Annotated in this window: 18 protein-coding genes and 4 tRNA genes; 15 read left to right on the top strand and 7 right to left on the bottom strand. The window is 58.2% G+C overall.

Annotated features, from left to right (window positions below; genetic code table 11):
* Positions 1–53: 53 nt before the first annotated feature.
* Positions 54–1616: a cyclic-di-GMP receptor FimW-related protein gene (locus FLQ44_RS15700; RefSeq protein WP_147695177.1), complete on the bottom strand. Its 1563-nt coding sequence runs from the start codon at positions 1614–1616 to the stop codon at positions 54–56.
* A gap of 119 nt (positions 1617–1735) precedes the next feature.
* Complete coding sequence (bioA, locus tag FLQ44_RS15705; RefSeq protein ID WP_147695178.1) at positions 1736–3091, bottom strand: adenosylmethionine--8-amino-7-oxononanoate transaminase; 1356 nt, start codon at positions 3089–3091, stop codon at positions 1736–1738.
* Positions 3092–3336: 245 nt separating this feature from the next.
* Here bioA and FLQ44_RS24630 point away from each other — a divergent pair, with 245 nt between their 5' ends.
* The 3 genes from FLQ44_RS24630 to FLQ44_RS15725 are packed head-to-tail and all read left to right on the top strand — an operon-like array spanning position 3337 to position 6115.
* Complete coding sequence (locus FLQ44_RS24630; RefSeq protein ID WP_147695179.1) at positions 3337–3771, top strand: pilin; 435 nt, start codon at positions 3337–3339, stop codon at positions 3769–3771.
* Between the two features lie 53 nt (positions 3772–3824).
* The gene (locus tag FLQ44_RS15715) at positions 3825–4247 is read left to right on the top strand and encodes a pilin (protein ID WP_147695180.1); all 423 of its coding nucleotides are present in this window, start codon (positions 3825–3827) and stop codon (positions 4245–4247) included.
* A 56-nt stretch (positions 4248–4303) separates the two neighbouring features.
* Positions 4304–6115, top strand: a complete 1812-nt coding sequence (locus FLQ44_RS15725) for a PglL family O-oligosaccharyltransferase (protein ID WP_170252997.1) — start codon at positions 4304–4306, stop codon at positions 6113–6115.
* 45 nt (positions 6116–6160) lie between these two features.
* Here the strand turns inward: FLQ44_RS15725 and FLQ44_RS24435 are convergent, their stop codons facing one another.
* A complete protein-coding gene (locus tag FLQ44_RS24435; protein WP_240801302.1) occupies positions 6161–6400 on the bottom strand; it encodes a hypothetical protein in 240 nt (79 codons plus the stop codon).
* Here FLQ44_RS24435 and FLQ44_RS15730 point away from each other — a divergent pair.
* Positions 6399–7946 carry a PglL family O-oligosaccharyltransferase gene (locus FLQ44_RS15730; RefSeq protein WP_240801303.1) on the top strand — a complete coding sequence of 516 codons (1548 nt, stop codon included), beginning with the start codon at positions 6399–6401 and terminating at the stop codon, positions 7944–7946. The genes FLQ44_RS24435 and FLQ44_RS15730 overlap by 2 nt on opposite strands.
* A 93-nt stretch (positions 7947–8039) precedes the next feature.
* Here the strand turns inward: FLQ44_RS15730 and rpoH are convergent, their stop codons facing one another.
* From rpoH to ftsY, 4 genes are all read right to left on the bottom strand, one after another.
* Complete coding sequence (gene rpoH, locus FLQ44_RS15735; protein ID WP_147695184.1) at positions 8040–8900, bottom strand: RNA polymerase sigma factor RpoH; 861 nt, start codon at positions 8898–8900, stop codon at positions 8040–8042.
* Positions 8901–9012: 112 nt separating this feature from the next.
* Positions 9013–9924: a permease-like cell division protein FtsX gene (ftsX, locus tag FLQ44_RS15740; RefSeq protein ID WP_147695185.1), complete on the bottom strand. Its 912-nt coding sequence runs from the start codon at positions 9922–9924 to the stop codon at positions 9013–9015.
* A complete protein-coding gene (gene ftsE / locus FLQ44_RS15745; RefSeq protein WP_017507393.1) occupies positions 9921–10574 on the bottom strand; it encodes a cell division ATP-binding protein FtsE in 654 nt (217 codons plus the stop codon). The genes ftsX and ftsE overlap by 4 nt, the downstream gene beginning before the upstream one ends.
* Positions 10575–10618: 44 nt before the next feature.
* Entirely contained in the window at positions 10619–11692 is a 1074-nt protein-coding gene (gene ftsY / locus FLQ44_RS15750; protein WP_147695186.1) for a signal recognition particle-docking protein FtsY, read from the bottom strand.
* Positions 11693–11889: 197 nt separating this feature from the next.
* Here ftsY and rsmD point away from each other — a divergent pair, with 197 nt between their 5' ends.
* The 11 genes from rsmD (at position 11890) to rplA (ending at position 16697) form a co-directional block, all read left to right on the top strand.
* The gene (gene rsmD / locus FLQ44_RS15755; protein ID WP_147695187.1) at positions 11890–12441 is read left to right on the top strand and encodes a 16S rRNA (guanine(966)-N(2))-methyltransferase RsmD; all 552 of its coding nucleotides are present in this window, start codon (positions 11890–11892) and stop codon (positions 12439–12441) included.
* A 77-nt stretch (positions 12442–12518) separates the two neighbouring features.
* Positions 12519–12770, top strand: coding sequence for a YfhL family 4Fe-4S dicluster ferredoxin (locus FLQ44_RS15760; protein ID WP_017507390.1), 252 nt, complete (start codon positions 12519–12521; stop codon positions 12768–12770).
* Positions 12771–12895: 125 nt separating this feature from the next.
* Positions 12896–12980, top strand: a tRNA-Tyr gene (locus FLQ44_RS15765).
* A 48-nt stretch (positions 12981–13028) separates the two neighbouring features.
* Positions 13029–13102: transfer RNA gene (locus FLQ44_RS15770), tRNA-Gly, on the top strand.
* Positions 13103–13127: 25 nt separating this feature from the next.
* Positions 13128–13202 (top strand) — tRNA-Thr (locus tag FLQ44_RS15775).
* A gap of 41 nt (positions 13203–13243) precedes the next feature.
* Positions 13244–14434, top strand: coding sequence for an elongation factor Tu (gene tuf, locus FLQ44_RS15780; protein ID WP_147695188.1), 1191 nt, complete (start codon positions 13244–13246; stop codon positions 14432–14434).
* A gap of 10 nt (positions 14435–14444) precedes the next feature.
* Positions 14445–14520 (top strand) — tRNA-Trp (locus FLQ44_RS15785).
* Between the two features lie 63 nt (positions 14521–14583).
* Positions 14584–14937, top strand: a complete 354-nt coding sequence (secE, locus tag FLQ44_RS15790; protein WP_206208914.1) for a preprotein translocase subunit SecE — start codon at positions 14584–14586, stop codon at positions 14935–14937.
* A 2-nt stretch (positions 14938–14939) separates the two neighbouring features.
* Positions 14940–15473, top strand: coding sequence for a transcription termination/antitermination protein NusG (gene nusG / locus FLQ44_RS15795; RefSeq protein ID WP_026107682.1), 534 nt, complete (start codon positions 14940–14942; stop codon positions 15471–15473).
* Positions 15474–15569: 96 nt separating this feature from the next.
* Complete coding sequence (rplK, locus tag FLQ44_RS15800) at positions 15570–16001, top strand: 50S ribosomal protein L11 (protein WP_017507387.1); 432 nt, start codon at positions 15570–15572, stop codon at positions 15999–16001.
* Positions 16002–16697 (top strand): 50S ribosomal protein L1, encoded by a 696-nt coding sequence (rplA, locus tag FLQ44_RS15805; RefSeq protein WP_147695189.1) that lies wholly within the window; start codon positions 16002–16004, stop codon positions 16695–16697.
* Positions 16698–16710 lie beyond the last annotated feature (13 nt).

Here is a 16710-nt window from a genome sequence, read left to right on the forward strand (position 1 = left end):
CGACAAAAAACGGAGTACCAGTGTAACGCATTCCGTGCGGATGGTGCGCTGCGTCAGAAGTCGCTGCTGGGGCGATATTCCACAAACTGGTAGTAGGCGGTTTGCGAGTCGAGCGTGGTGGTGCGTATCAGCTGCTCGCCCTGCGCGGTCAGCATGCGGAACTCGCGCAGCTTCTGGTATTGACGCCCCGGGATCACCAGCATGGCGGGGCGGCCGCTGCGTGGCAGTGCCGGCAGGTGTAGCGCCATCTGGAAGTGGTCGTTGGGGTGGGTAATCACCGGCATCAGCATGACGGCGTGGGGCAGCGGGCCCAGCTGTTCCAGGCCGCATTCCGCTTCCATGCCTTCGCCGCGCAGGTTGACCCAGCGTATGACCGCCAGGTGCCATAGTTTGCCCGGTAGGCGCAGCATGGCCAGCTCGCCGGTGCGCAGCGGGTGCTGGGGCGATTCGCCGCGCAGCAACATGCCCGAGGCACTCAGGTTTTGCATGGTAATGCTGGCCGGTGCGGCGGGCAGTGGCCGGGCAGGCTTGGCCGCGGGCGGCGCCATGTCGTCCGGGCTATGTATTTCTACACTATCCTGTTTGGCTGCCAGCACCGGCGGCATGTGCTCTGGTGGGGTGGCAAAGTCCCAGCTGGCCTGGTTGGCAATAAACCAGCAGGTGGGTAGCAGGGTAACCAGCTCGACCTGTTGCTGGCTGTCGTGGCGGGTATGGCGGCGCTGCGGTGCGCTTTGCCAGGCTTCCATCAGGCGCAGCACGCGGCGGATTTCCTCGGCCAGCAGGGTGTCTTCGCTGTGGTTTTGCGCCAGGCGCTGCAGGCTGAGCAGCTTTTCCAGCAGCTCGTGCTGTAGCGCCTGGGTATCGATAACCCAGCAGTGTGGTGCGGCCTGGCCGGGGGGCAGCTCGCTGTGAAAGCGCGGCGGGCTGTCTGCTTCTGGCTGGTACAGAAATGCGCCGTGCCGCTCGGGCAGGCGGTCTACCTGCACCAGGTGCAGGCATTTTGCGTACTTGCGTATCAGCAGCAGGGTGTAATCAATCAGCGCTGGCTCCATGCGGTTGCTGGCGGTAAGCCCTAGCAGTAGCAGCTGGCGATACAGCGAGCCCAGGCTGTCTTCCTTATCGTTCAGCGCCTTGCTGTCCCAGCCCTGTTGCAATACGTAAAGAAAGATCTGGTGGCAATCGTGCCAGAAGCCTGCCGGAAGCGGCGTGTAGGTGCGGGCATACAGCAAAGCAAGCTGGCGGGCACTGAGCATGGTGAGGTTCAGTGCTTCGAGCTTGTGCCGGTCTAGCGCAAATAGGCCATGTTCCTGGCTGCGGTCCAGCAGTACACGCTTGAAACCGTTGTGGATCAGGATGGACAGATGTTGCGCCAGCAGCGCCGCCCGGCGTGCCTTGCTGAAGCTTGTGAGGTCACCAGGGCGGGCTTCGGCCTCCAGCACTGGCAGCAGCTTGTCTTGTGCCAGCAGATAAAGCCGCAGTAGCTGCAAGCGGCTGGCAGGGGGCAGCTTGATGCAGTTCAGCTGTGCCAGGGCGTCGCGGATCAGCTGTGCGCAGTCAAAAGGCTGGGCATAAGGCAGGTGGTGAAGCCAGGCCTCTAGCTGGTCGGGGTCACACATGACCATAACCGGGTCGAGGTGTGGCGTGTTGAGCGACAGATTCAGCATCAGAAAACGGTACTACTCCCTCATTAATGACGAAAGTATATTGAAATATGCAGCAGTACCGCTAGTAACATTTATGGCAATGGGCTGTCAGGCCGGCCAGAAGCTGTATTGCCTGCCAATAGTTCGCCCAATACGGCACAGGTGCTGTCTACCAGCTGCAACATGTGTGCCTCCTCGATAATGTAAGGCGGCATGAAGTACACCGTTTTACCGATCGGCCTGACCAGGCAGCCGCGTGCCAGCATGCCGCTGAAAAATGCCACGGCAAAGTCTGGCCGCTCGCAGGCCACATCAAACGCCCAGATCATGCCCTGCTGGCGGAAGTGTCGTACGGCCGGATGGGCTGCCACGGGTGCCAGGTGGCGGGTGAAGTTGGCCGCGGTATCCCGGTTACGTGCCAGCACGGCTTCTTCTTCAAAGATAGCCAAAACAGTGAGCGCTGCACGACAAGCCAGGGCATTGCCGGTGTAGCTGTGCGAGTGCAGAAAGCCACGGGTGACATCGTCGTCGTAAAAGGCGTTATAGACGGTATCGGTCGTGAGTACGCACGACAGCGGCAGGTAGCCGCCGGTAATGCCTTTCGACAGGCACAGGAAATCCGGCGTGATGCCGGCCTGCTGGTAGGCAAACAGCGTGCCGGTACGGCCAAAGCCTACCGCGATTTCATCGGCGATCAGGTGCACCTGGTACTGGTCGCACAGGGCGCGGGCGCGCTGCAGGTAGACCGGGTGGTACATGGCCATCCCCGCTGCGCCTTGTACCAGCGGCTCGACGATCAGGGCGGCGATCTCGTGGTGTTTTTCGTGCAGCAAGGCGGCCAGGGCATCCGCGGCGCGCAGGGCCACGTCTTCTGCGCTTTCACCGTCTGCGGCCAACCTGCTGTCCGGGCAGGGTACGCGGTAGTTTTCTTTCAGCAGCGGGGCGTAGGTGGTAGAGAACAGCGGTACATCGGTTACCGCCAGTGCGCCGGCGGTTTCACCGTGGTAGCTGTTTTCCAGGCTGACAAAACGCTGCTTGCCGCTTTGCCCGACATTGCGCCAGTAGTGAAAGCTCATCTTCAAGGCGATTTCCGTCGCGCTGGCCCCATCCGAGCCATAAAACGCGTGCCCCAGGCCGGAGAGGGCGGCCAGTTTTTCTGACAGCTCCACCACCGGCTGGTGGGTAAAGCCCGCCAGGATCACGTGTTCCAGCGTGTCCAACTGGTCTTTGATGGCCTGCTTGATACGCGGCTGGTTGTGGCCAAACAGGTTCACCCACCAGGAACTGACCGCATCGATATAACGCTTGCCGTCGAAATCCTCCAGCCAGATACCATCCGCCCGCGCGATGGGCACGATAGGCAGGGTTTCGTGGCGTTTCATCTGGGTGCAAGGGTGCCATACAGCGGCGCGGCTGCGGGCCAGCCAGTCCTGGGAGTGTTGCGTCATGATGAGGCCTGAACAGTGAAGTGAGCCAGATGCTAACACGTCTGTATCTGGCCTATCGAACTGACAAAAATTGTCACTTATGACAAAAAAAGGCCCAATGCGGCATCGCAAGCAGGCTGGTGTTGTGGCGGCAAGTGCTTGATAACAGGCTATATCACATCTTTTCAGGCCGTTGGCATGGCGGTTGCTATATTGGCCCGCATCTTGCTGTTACCAGTGCCGACACGGTGCACAGCGAGCAAGTTATGCAAAAATTACAATCCGGCTTTACCTTGATAGAGCTGATGATCGTGGTAGCCATCATCGGTATTCTGGCAGCCATCGCCATCCCGGCCTACCAGGATTACACGCGTCGCGCTTACATCAGCGAAGTGCTGGTCGCCGCCAGCGCAGCGAAAACTGCGGTAGAGGAATACCATGCGGCCAACGGCAGCTGGCCAGCCAGCAACGCCAGTGCCGGTATTGCCGATGCCACTGCCTCGCGTGGCAGCAGTATTGCCCGGCTGGATGTACAGGCTTCTGGCTCGGTAAGTGTGATTAGCGTAGAAGTCAGCAGCAAGATTTTCAGCGGTGCCCACGTGTGGCTGGCACCGCAAACCACCGCCTCCGGCAGTTACCGTTGGGTGTGCAGTGGCGATAATGATTTGACACGGCTGTTGCCATCCAACTGCCGTAATTAAGTAGCTGTAACCCACCAAGGCCAAGCCTTGCATACAACCATGGAGTGTTCATTATGAAACGCGTACAACAGGGCTTTACCCTGATCGAACTGATGATTGTTGTGGCCATCATCGGTATTCTGGCTGCCATCGCTATCCCGGCTTACCAGGATTACACCAAGCGTGCCCACGTGTCGGAAGGTTTGAGCCTGGCGGCAGGTGCTAAGACTGCTGTCTCTGAGTACTTCTCGACTAACAATGCGTGGCCTACGACTAATGCATCTGCAGGTTTAGCTTCTTCGACTGCTATCACAGGTAATGCAGTAACTGGAGTTGCGGTAAACGCATCGCAAATCACTGTGACCTACAACAGCAAAGTAGATTCGACTAATAACACCTTGATTCTGCAAGGTACTGCTAGTGGTGGCGCTATCGTCTGGAGCTGCTCGGCTGGTACTGTTGATGCTAAGTACCGTCCGTCTAATTGCCGTCAGTAATCTAGAGTAACTTCAAAAAGGAGTGTGCAAACACTCCTTTTTTCATTGTGTAAGCCATGGCCCCCACCTTTGTACTGTTTCCCTTATTGCTGGTCTACATCCTGCCGCTGCTGAATTTTGCCCGCTATAGCCCGGTGCAGGATTGGTGGACGAACGCGCTGACGCTGGCGCTGGTAGCGGTTCCCTTGCTACTGGCCAGCTGGCAGGCGCGGCGTGATCAAGCCCGCTTTACCACGGTACCCTGGTTCTTGCCGGGTTTTGCCCTGTGGTGGTTGCTGTTATGGCTAGGCAGCTTGTGGCGCTACCAGCAGCACAGCGCAGGCATGCTGCCGTTCGAACTGTTTGCGGTACTGTTGGCCGCATTGGGTGCCTGCCTGCTGGCGGCGCTGCAACAGCACCTGGGGCGGGAGCGCCTGGTGGGTTGGCTGGCTTTTGCGGTGCTGGCGGGGGCCGTGCTGCAAGCGTTGATTGGCGTAGCACAAATTGCTGGCTGGGCGCCTTTGGCCAATGGCTGGCTAGTATTTAGCGAGCGGATCGTGATGGGGAATACTGGCCAGCGCAACCAGTTTGCCCATGTGTTGAGCTGGGGTGTGGTGGCGGCTGCCTACCTGTGGAGCCGGCAGCGCTTGCCAGCGATGCTGGCGGCGCTTGCTGTCGTTTTTCTGGCCTTGCTCGCGGCCTGGTCTGGCGGGCGCTTGCCGTTGGCTTATGCCGGGGCAATGGCTTTGGCCGGCGTGCTGTGGCAGCGCCGTGCACCGCAGTTGCATATGGGTAAAGCCTTGCTGTGGGCCGCCGCCGTTGTGGTGTTTTTTCAGTTTGCTGGCAAGCCGGTGGCGCAGTGGCTGTTTGGTCTGGATATCGGCTCTGGTCTGGATCGTATCGGGGAGGCCGGTTTCGGCGCGCGCCGCCGCGTGGAGTGGGCCAAATGCTGGGAGATCGTGCAGGCTTACCCTTGGCTGGGCACCGGCTATGGCGGCTACGGCTACCAGTCGGTGTGGCTGGAGACCTTTGGCGGTTTGACCAAAGTGCCGGAAAGCAGCCTGTTTACCCATAGCCATAATCTGATCACGCAGTTGGCCGCAGAAACCGGCGTGCCGGCAACATTGTTGGCCGCAGCGGTGGTAGCGGGGGCGCTGTGGCCTTATCTGCAGCGCCAGCACGCCACGGCTGAGAATGCTTTCCTGCTGTTGATGGGTGCCATTACGCTGGGGCATTCCATGTTTGAATACCCGCTGTGGTACTTGCCGTTTACCTTTGCTTTCTTTGTGGTGCTGGCTTTGTCGCCGAAAGCGGGTGTGGAGCTGGCTTTGCGTGCCAGCATGCGCAGGGTAGGGGTGATGATTCTGGGCGTAGCCACGTTGTTGTATGTGGTGAAGGGTGCGATGGTGTTCCCGCTGCTGGTGGGTAGCCAGAACCCGACGCGTGATATCAAACAGAACCAGCAGCAGATCGAACAGCTGATCAGCCTGTCGGCTAACCCGTTCTGGCGCTTCGAGTCCGAACTGATGCTGAGCAACTTCCTGGTGCCGTCGCCCAGCCAGCTGGCGATCAAGCTGCGCCATCACGAGGAACTGGTCGCCTACCGGCCTTACCCCATGTTGCTGTGCAAGCTGGCCATGTTGCGCCAGTGGTCTGGCCAGCCGGGTGGGGCGCAAGATAGCCTGCGTATGCTGCAGGCGGCTTACCCGTCAGATGCGCCGCGCTGTGCCATGGTCATTGCCAGTAGCGGCGATACCCGTTTGCAGTCGCTGCTGGATAAAGCGGCCATGGGTGCTGTAACACAACAGCGCCAGGGCGATGCAGCCCTGGTACGCCAGGTGACGGCGGGTCTGCCAGTGCGCCCGCCGCTGTTGCCGCACTTTAACTAGCTGTTTTTGCTCGCCAGCCTGGCATCGGCTATGCTTCGGCCTTTGCTAGCGCCGGTGAGCGTGATTCATGTCTGCTTTTCTGATGGCTGACACCAAGCGTGTCCGTATCGCCGCCTTATTGTTGGCCGCGATCACTATTTTTCCTTTTCTGTCGCGTTTCCACTTTCTGCCCTTGCCGCAGTGGTGGGGTGAAATCACGGTAGTCTGCTGCGCTGCTTTGGTGAGTTTGCTGTTACCGGCAACGCCTGTGCCCTGGCCCCGTGCCAGCATCTGGATGATGATCATGGCGCTGGTGTGGGCGCTGCAGCCATGGTTTGTGCCGGTGCTCTTTCCAGGCTTGAACCAAGCGACGGCGCTGGCTTTCGTGGCGCTGTCGGTCTTGGCGCTAGCCGTGGTGCGCTTGCGCGTGCGCTGGGGAGCTGCGGCACTGATTACCTTTTTGTGCCAGGCCATCCTGATTGGTACGCTGTTGCAGTCGCTGATTGGCTTGGCACAAGTCACCGGCTTGGCGCAGGCTATGGGTGGCGTGCTGTTTTACGACAGCAGCCACCCCACGACCAATGTGTTCGGCCATATCGGCCAGCGTAACCAGTACGCGCATTACCTGACCTGGGGCGTGGTAGCAGCGGCCTGGTTACTGGCGAGTGGCCAGCTGGCGCAGCGCCGGCTGTGGCTGGCGATTGCCTGGCTATCGCTGTCGATTGCCTTTGCCAGTTCACGCACGGTGTTGTTGTATGCTTTTGCTCTGGCGGTGATGGCGGGCTGGTGGCACTGGCGTTTGCGGGTGCCGCAGTCGGCAAAGATGATGCGTGTGATGTGGCTGGCGGTGGCGCTGATGGTAGCGATGCAGTTTGCGCTGCCACTGGGCGAGAAGCTGTTGGCACCACTGTTGCACGGCCCAGTGGCGGCCAGTGGCTTGGAAAGGTTGGCCGCAAACAGCGATGGCATGGGCGCGCGGCGTCTGGCCGAGTGGGGCAAGGCCTGGATTGTGTTTATCGAACACCCGGCTTATGGCTTTGGCTGGTATCAGTACGCCTCCGAGAGCGTGCGTTTGCAGATGCTGCCGCAGTTTGCCAATGCCGGCATCAATAGCGGCCTGTTTGCCAATGCCCATAATCTGGTGTTTCAGCTGTTGGCCGAAATGGGCCTGGCTGGCACCTTGTGTGCGCTGCTGGGCTTTGCCTGGGCGGCTTGGCCTTACTTTAGTCGCCGGGTCGAGCCTGTGCATCTGGTACCGCTGGCCATCATGGCCGTCACCCTGATCCACAGCATGCTGGAGTACCCGCTGTGGTACCTGTACTTTCCTGCTGTGCTGGTGATGATGCTGGCGTTGGCACCGGATGCAGATGAGGCACCGGTGGGCTGGGTTGCACCGGTGTACGCCGTCTTGGCTGTAGCCTTGCTGCTGCTGGCGGCCTACGGTAGCTGGCGTTATCGCGAGATGCAGGGCTTGTATTACCCCACCACCCAGCGCCAGCAGCAGCGACTGGAAGAGATCATCCGCCATGAGCCTATGTTTGCCTCGCACGCGCTGGGCTTGCTGGATGACGTGATTACGCCCACGCCGCAGGCCTTGAAAACGCAGCGTCATTGGCTGGAGCGGATGGCAGCATTCCGGCCGTACCCGGACGTATTGCGTCGCAAGGCGCAGATGGAAGCGCTGGCGGGCGAGCAGGACAAGGCGGCGCATACCTTTAGCCTGGCCTTGGCGTCTTTTCCGACCTATGCGCCCGATTTTCTGGCCGAGCTGGATGAAAACGAGCCAGCGTGGGCGCGTCTGCGCGCGATGGCGCAGGCTGCGACAGATAAATTACCGCCGCAGTATCGTTAGCCCAAAAGCAAAGCCACCGTCAGGTGGCCTGCTGCACATGAAAAAGCCCGCTTGTGATGCAAGCGGGCTTTGTTTCGCTGGGCTCTCTGGAGATCAGGCGTCGATTACCACACCGTGGCTGAGCGCAGCCTTCATCTTGCCCAGTGCTTTGGCTTCGATCTGGCGGATACGCTCGGCAGACACGCCAAACTCGGCGGCCAGGTCGTGCAGCGTGGCACCGCTGTCGTCGGCCAGCCAGCGTGCCTCGATAATGCGGCGGCTGCGCGGGTCCAGTGTGGCCAGTGCCTGCTCGATACCCTCACCTTGCAGGGTGTCCAGCGCGTGGCGTTCCATGGCGCGGGTAGGCTCGTGATGGCTGTCGGCCAGCCAATCGATCGGGGCAAAACCTTCGTCGTCGCCATCGTCTGCCATCAGGGCCATATCCTGGCCGCTCATGCGCGTTTCCATTTCGCGTACTTCTTCGGGCTTCACGCCCAGCTGTTCGGCGATAGACTGCGCTTCTTTTTCGGACAGCGCCGAAAAACCCTGCTTCATGCTGCGCAGGTTAAAGAACAGCTTGCGCTGTGGCTTGGTGGTGGCAATGCGCACCAGGCGCCAGTTGCGCAGGATGAATTCGTGAATTTCGGCCTTGATCCAGTGCACGGCAAACGAGAACAAGCGCACGCCGCGGGTAGGCTCGAAGCGCTTTACGGCTTTCATCAGGCCGATATTGCCTTCCTGAATCAGGTCGGCTTGCGGCAGACCATAGCCGGAGTAGCCGCGGGCAATGGATACCACGACGCGCAGGTGCGACAGCACCAGCCGTTTGGCTGCTTCCAGGTCGCCTTGTTCCTGCTGGCGCGTGGCAAGCTCGAACTCTTCTTCCGGCGTGAGCATGGGAATGCTGTTGACGGTCTGGATGTACTGTTCCAGGCTGCCGTTGGCAGAGAGTACGGGCAAAGCAATCGTGGTCATACGCTGATTATCCTTGTGGAAACCTGAGCTTGATCTTAGCACTCCCGGTATGAGAGTGCCAGAAGAGCTCAGGTTCCCGGCGATGGCATTTATTTATGATGTTGATAGCAGCTTAGCGGGCGCGCAGTCGGCGCAGATAGTGGCCTGCTGCCAGGCGGGCGCCCACAATGCCCAGCGCAATACTGCTGGCGGCCAACAGTGCCAGTTCGCCTGGCAGCAGGCTGCGCAGGGTAATGCTTTCACTGTATAGCTGTGCAAAGCCATTCAAGGCGGGCGCGGCTTGCGCCACAAACACACTGCACAGAGCCCAGCAGAACAGGGTGCTGAGCAGGCCTTGCCACACCGCGTAGTACATGAAAGGGCGGCGGATAAAGCTGTCGGTCGCGCCAATCAGTTTGGCCACTTCGATCTCTTCCTGCCGGGCCAGTATCTGCATGCGGATGCTGTTGTGGGTTATCAGCACCAGCGCCAAGCCAAAGCTGATACCCAGGAACCACGCCAGCTGCATGGCCAGCTCTAGCAGGCCGTGCAGGCGTTTGGCCCAGGCTGCGTCAAACTGCGCCTGTTCTACCATCGGCAAGCCGGAAAGCTCGCGTTGCAGCATTTCCAGTGCTTCTGGCGTGGCGTCGGCTTTGGGCTGCACCACAAAAGCGTGGGGCAGGGGGTTGCTGCCCAGGCCTTCGCCAATGCCGCTCATGCCGCTGCGCTGTTCCAGCTGCTGCAGTGCGGCTTCTTTCGAGATGAAACTGAAGCTGGCCACCCGCGGGTGGGTCTGCAGGCTGGCTTGCACGGCGGCCAGGTCGGCTTGCTCGGTTGATAACTCCATGAACAGCGTAATTTGCGGGGTGGCAGTCAGCTTGCCCACCCAGGCTTGCACGCTGGTGGCGGCCAGATACAGCGACACCGGCAGCGACAGGGCAATCGCCAGCATCAGCAGATTCAGCAGGCTGCCAATGGGTTGGCGCAACATTTTCAGCAGGGCCAGGCGGGCGTCCTGCCAGTGCAGGTAGAAATAATGTTTCATGAGGCAAACTGGCCCTCGCGCAGGCGGATAATGCGGCGACCATAGTCTTCCATCAGCGTTTCGTCGTGCGCCGAGACGATGACAGTGACGCCTACCTGATGGAAGGATTTGAACAATTCCATGATGTCCAGCGCGTAGGCGCGGTCCAGGTTGGCCGAAGGCTCGTCGGCCAGCAGAATGCTAGGGCGGTGCACCACCGCCCTGGCGATGCACAGCCGCTGCTGCTCACCGCCGGACAGCCGTACCGGCATCACTTTTTCTTTGCCCAGCAAGCCTACTTTGTCCAGTGCGGCCCGCACACGGCGTGCCGCATCGCGCCGGTCAAAGCCGATGATGTCCAGCGGCAGCATGACATTATCGAACACGCTGCGGTCGAACAGAATCTTGTGGTCCTGGAATACGATGCCGATATGCTGGCGCACGTAGGGCAGCTGGCTGGGGCGCAGGCGGCTCAGGTTCTGGTCGTTCACCAGTACATTGCCGCTGGTGGCGCGCTCTATGCCGGAAATCAGCTTTAATAGCGTGCTTTTACCGGCGCCAGAGTGGCCGGCCAGAAACAGCATTTCGCCGCTATCTATCGTGAACGACAGGTTCTTGAGCGCATCGTGCCCGCCCGGGTAGCGTTTGCTCACCTGTTCAAACTGGATCATTGCGCCTCCTCATCAGGGGCAAAGGTTGGCCGCAGCAGCGGGGTCTAGTCAAACAACGCGTCGATATACGGGCCAGCCTGGAAGGGGCGCAGATCATCAATGCTTTCACCCACGCCGATAAAGCGCAGTGGCACCGGGCGCTGTTTGGCGATGGCGGCAATCACGCCACCTTTGGCCGTGCCATCCAGCTTGGTCAGCACCAGGCCGGTTAGCCCCAGGGCATCGTCAAACGCGATAACCTGATTGATGGCGTTCTGGCCGATATTGGCATCCAGCACCAGCATGACTTCGTGCGGGCCATCCGGAATGGCTTTCTGTATCACGCGCTTCACCTTCTTGATTTCTTCCATCAGGTGCAGCTGCGTTGGCAGGCGGCCTGCGGTATCAGCCAGCACGATATCGATACCGCGTGCCGTTGCTGCTTGGATAGCGTCGTAACAGACGGCGGCTGCATCACCGCTTTGCTGGGCAATCACGGTAACGTTATTGCGCTCGCCCCATGCCATCAGCTGCTCGCGGGCGGCGGCGCGGAAGGTGTCGCCGGCCGCCAGCAACACGCTCTTGCCCTGGCTCTGAAAGTATTTCGCCAGCTTGCCGATAGAGGTCGTTTTGCCCGCGCCGTTCACGCCCACCATCATGATCACGAAAGGCTTCTTGCCCGCGGTATCCAGCGGCACCTCCAGTGGGCCGATCAGCTCACCCAGAGACGACTTCAGGGCGCCCTTCAGCTCGCTGGCGTCTTTCAGCCCATTCAGGCTAACGCGGTCGCGCACGTCTTTCAGTAGGTGGTTGGTGGCATCCACCCCCATGTCTGCGGTCAGCAGAACGGTTTCCAGCTCTTCGTACAGGTCTTCATCGATCTTGCCGCCGCCAAACAGCGTGGCGAGCTGCTTACCCAGTTTGTCTCGTGTTTTGGACAGGCCGGCTTTCAGGCGCTCGGTCCAGCTGGCTTTGCGCGGGGCTTCTGCGGGGGCGGGTGCGGCCTCCGGTGTCACTGCCGGTAACTCAGGTGCGGGTACCGTAGCTGGGGCTGTGGGTTCTATAGATACGGGCTCCGCAACCTGTTCGGCGGTGGCGGTATCGGCTGGCGGGATCTTTTTCTTGAAGAAGCTGAACATGCTTGTGGAATCTGCGCACAAAATAAAGCCAGATTGTAGCCTTAAAACTGCTATGTACGGGGGAATGAAGTAGTAACAAATAGCAAAACGCCAGAATCTATATATAAGGAATAAGCCGGCTACGAACGGCTGTGTCAACAGTTGGGACGGCGCGGCGTTGACGATGTAGAATTCTGCCCTTGAATTCAGGAGGATGCATGACGCAGCAGCGCAACAAGGTTCGTATCATTGGTGGCAAATACCGTAGACGCTTACTGGATGTGCCAGAAGCAGAGGGCTTGCGGCCAACCCCGGATCGCGTGCGTGAAACCCTGTTCAACTGGCTGGGGCAGGAGCTGTACGGCAAGCGTTGCCTGGATCTGTTTGCCGGCAGTGGTGCGCTGGGTTTCGAGGCAGCATCGCGCGAGGCACCACGTGTGGTGCTGGTAGAAAAGATGCGCCCGGTGGCGGCTGTGCTGCAAAAGAACAAGCAGCTGTTGGCCGCCGCAGAAATCGAGATCCTGGTGCAAGATGCGCTGGCGTATCTAAAAAACTGTCGCGAGCAGTTTGACGTGATCTTTGTTGATCCGCCGTACCAGAGCGCCTTGCTTGAGCAGGTCTTGCCGCAGTTGGCCGCCATTCTGGCGCCAGGTGGCAAGCTCTATATCGAAACGCCGCAGCAATACGACTTTCCGGGATGGCAAGTTGAACGCAGTTTACGGGCGGGCAAAGTGCACTCGTGGCTGTTGCGTGCGGAATCGCACGAATAAAGATATAACCCCGCGAACTTGCTTGTGCGAGGGGTGAGTGACAGAATTCACAATGTGGAATACTTGAGGAAATTACTATGGCTTTGATTATTACCGACGAGTGCATCAACTGCGATGTTTGCGAGCCGGAATGCCCGAATAACGCGATTTCGCAGGGCGAGGAGATCTATCAGATCGACCCGAACCTGTGCACACAGTGCGTTGGCCACTATGACGAGCCGCAGTGCCAGCAAGTCTGTCCGGTAGATTGCATCCCGCTGGACCCGGATCGCCCGGAAACCCAGGAAGAGCTGCACAAAAAATACCTGATCATCACTGGCAAGGCCTGAGGCTAAGTGACTGATTCGCAACAAAGCCCCGCCGAGTGCGGGGCTTTTGCTTGGAAATTTAGAAAAATTCTCGAAAAAGCTATTGACGCACTATCAAGGTGTCTATACTATTCGGGCTTCTTCACGGGGGGATTCCCGAGCGGTCAAAGGGATCAGACTGTAAATCTGACGGCTCAGCCTTCGAAGGTTCGAATCCTTCTCCCCCCACCAGTTGCTATGCATCTTGGCGGCAAGATTGTGAAGTCGTCCGGATCGTAGGCGGGTGTAGCTCAATGGTAGAGCAGAAGCCTTCCAAGCTTACGACGAGGGTTCGATTCCCTTCACCCGCTCCAGGTTGTTGAATGGTTTGTATGTGAAGCTCATGTAGCTCAGGGGTAGAGCACTCCCTTGGTAAGGGAGAGGTCGGCGGTTCAATTCCGCCCATGAGCACCATCATTTAAATGTAGACTTTATTCGTTATCAGGGAATTTGCCATGGCAAAAGAAAAGTTTGCGCGGACCAAGCCGCACGTAAACGTTGGCACCATCGGTCACGTGGACCATGGTAAGACCACTCTGACTGCAGCTATCACCACCATTCTGTCCAAGAAATTCGGCGGCGAAGCTAAAGACTACTCCCAGATCGACAGCGCGCCAGAAGAAAAAGCTCGCGGTATTACCATTAACACCGCTCACGTAGAATACGAAACCGAAGCACGTCACTACGCTCACGTAGACTGCCCAGGTCACGCCGACTACGTTAAAAACATGATTACCGGTGCTGCCCAGATGGACGGCGCTATCCTGGTTTGCTCCGCAGCTGACGGCCCAATGCCACAGACTCGCGAGCACATCCTGCTGTCGCGTCAGGTTGGCGTTCCTTACATCATCGTCTTCCTGAACAAGGCTGACCTGGTGGATGACGCTGAGCTGCTGGAACTGGTTGAAATGGAAGTGCGCGATCTGCTGTCTTCCTACGACTTCCCGGGCGATGACACCCCGATCGTTACCGGTTCCGCTCGTCTGGCACTGGAAGGCGACCAGTCCGAATACGGCGAACCAGCTATCTTCCGTCTGGCAGATGCACTGGATTCCTACATTCCGACGCCTGAGCGTGCTATCGACAAGCCGTTCCTGCTGCCAATCGAAGACGTGTTCTCCATCTCCGGCCGTGGTACTGTTGTGACCGGTCGTGTAGAGCGCGGTATCGTTAAAGTTGGTGAAGAGCTGGAAATCGTTGGCCTGAAAGCCACCGTAAAAACCACCTGCACCGGCGTGGAAATGTTCCGCAAGCTGCTGGATCAAGGTCAGGCTGGCGACAACGTAGGCGTGCTGCTGCGTGGTACCAAGCGTGAAGACGTTGAGCGTGGTCAGGTTCTGTCCAAGCCGGGTTCGATCACTCCGCACACCAAGTTCTCTGCTTCCGTATACGTACTGAGCAAAGACGAAGGCGGTCGTCACACCCCGTTCTTCGCTAACTACCGTCCACAGTTCTACTTCCGTACTACTGACGTGACTGGTGCTGTTAGCCTGTCCGAAGGTGTGGAAATGGTTATGCCAGGCGATAACGTAGAAATCACCGTAGAACTGATCGCTCCGATCGCTATGGAAGAAGGTCTGCGTTTCGCGATCCGCGAAGGTGGCCGTACTGTTGGCGCCGGCGTGGTAGCAAAAATTATCGCTTGATGAAGGTTTTAGGCCAGTAGCTCAATTGGTAGAGTATCGGTCTCCAAAACCGAGGGTTGGGGGTTCGAGACCCTCCTGGCCTGCCAAATAAGACTAACCGGCGTTTACGCCGGTTAGTCTTTTCACGTATAAGCAACGCGAGAATTCATATGGAAATGCAAGATAAGCTTAAGCTTGGCTTGGTTGCTCTGCTAGTTACTGCAGGTGTTGTGGGCTTCTACCTGCTGCCGGAAACCCAGGGCGTGCTGCGCGTGCTGGTTTTTGTTGCTGCTGTTCTGGCTGCTGCTGGGGTATTCTGGTTTTCTGCACCGGGGCGCGAGTTTGTGTCTTACGCGCAAGAGTCGATTGTAGAGGCTCGCAAAGTAGTTTGGCCTACGCGCAAAGAAACAAGCCAAATGACCTTGATGGTCTTTGTCTTTGTTTTCGTGCTTGCCTTGTTTATGTGGCTGGTTGACTCGTCGTTGTCCTGGCTCTTCTATGATGTATTGCTTCGTCGAGGTTGATAATGGCTAAGCGTTGGTATGTAGTGCATGCCTACTCGGGTTTCGAGAAGAGTGTGCAGAAAGCATTGAAAGAGCGTATCGAGCGCGAAAGCATGCAAGATCTTTTTGGCCAGGTGCTCGTGCCGGTTGAAGAGGTTGTGGATATCAAGAATGGCAAGCGCTCTATTTCCGAGCGCAAGTTCTTCCCGGGTTATGTATTGGTCGAAATGGAAATGACCGACGATACCTGGCACTTGGTGAAGAGCACGCCTAAAGTTACCGGTTTTGTGGGTGGTACGGCCAACCGTCCGGCACCTATCTCCGCCAAAGAGGTGGAGTCCATCATGCAGCAGATGCAGGATGGCGTAGAAAAGCCGAAGCCGAAAGTGCTGTTTGAAGTGGGTGAACGTGTGCGTGTTAACGAAGGCCCGTTTACCGATTTCAATGGTTCTGTGGATGAGGTGAATTACGAGCGCAACAAGCTGCGTGTTTCTGTGCAGATTTTTGGTCGTGATACACCTGTCGAGCTGGATTTTTCCCAGGTCGAGAAGCTGTAACTATTGTTTTTAAAGAAGGTTTTGCGTATACTTACGCCCTTCGTGTGGGAAGCGCTGCATGTGCGGTGCGTTATACCCAAATTTAGGAGCTAAATCGTGGCAAAGAAAATTGTCGGCTATATCAAGCTGCAAGTGCCCGCTGGTAAAGCCAACCCGTCGCCGCCAATCGGCCCGGCCCTTGGTCAGCGCGGTCTGAACATCATGGAATTCTGCAAGGCGTTCAACGCCCAGACTCAAGGCGTTGAGCCAGGTCTGCCGATTCCGGTTGTGATCACTGCTTACGCGGACAAGTCCTTCACTTTCGTGATGAAGACCCCGCCAGCAACCATCCTGCTGAAAAAAGCCGCTGGCATCAAGTCCGGTAGCGCCAAGGCTCACGTGGACAAAGTTGGTAAAGTGACCCGTGCCCAGCTGGAAGAAATCGCTAAAACCAAAGCTCCTGACCTGACTGCTGCCGATCTGGATGCAGCCGTGCGTACTATCGCCGGTTCCGCCCGTTCCATGGGTCTTGAAGTGGAGGGTGTGTAAATGCCTAAGCTGTCCAAACGCGTTCAGGCGCTGAAAGCCCAAGTAGACCGCAACAAACTGTACGCAGTTGAAGAAGCGATCTCCATGGTTAAAGGTGCTGCTACTGCCAAGTTCGACGAGTCGATCGACATCGCCGTGAACCTGGGTGTAGACCCACGTAAATCCGACCAGGTTGTTCGTGGCTCCGTTGTGCTGCCGCGTGGTACTGGTAAGTCGGTACGTGTTGCTGTATTTGCTCAAGGCGCTAACGCCGAAGCCGCTAAAGCTGCTGGTGCTGAAGTTGTCGGTTTCGACGACCTGGCCGAGCAAGTTAAAGCTGGCAACCTGAACTTCGACGTAGTGATTGCTTCCCCGGATGCAATGCGCGTTGTTGGTCAACTGGGTCAGATCCTGGGTCCGCGTGGCCTGATGCCTAACCCGAAAGTTGGTACCGTTACCCCTAACGTCGCTGAAGCCGTGAAGAACGCTAAAGCTGGTCAGGTTCAGTACCGTACCGACAAGGCAGGTATCATTCACGCTACCATCGGCCGCGCTTCTTTCGACGTTGAAGCCCTGCGTGAAAACTTTGCTGCTCTGGTAGATGCCCTGGTGAAAGCCAAGCCGGCCGCTGCCAAAGGTCAGTATCTGAAGAAAATCGCCGTATCCAGTACCATGGGTGTTGGTGTACGCGTAGATGTGGCTGCTGCCCAGGCTTAATTGCCCGCAGTAG

The sequence above is a fragment of the Vogesella mureinivorans genome, from assembly GCF_007644035.1.
Lineage (GTDB): Bacteria > Pseudomonadota > Gammaproteobacteria > Burkholderiales > Chromobacteriaceae > Vogesella > Vogesella mureinivorans.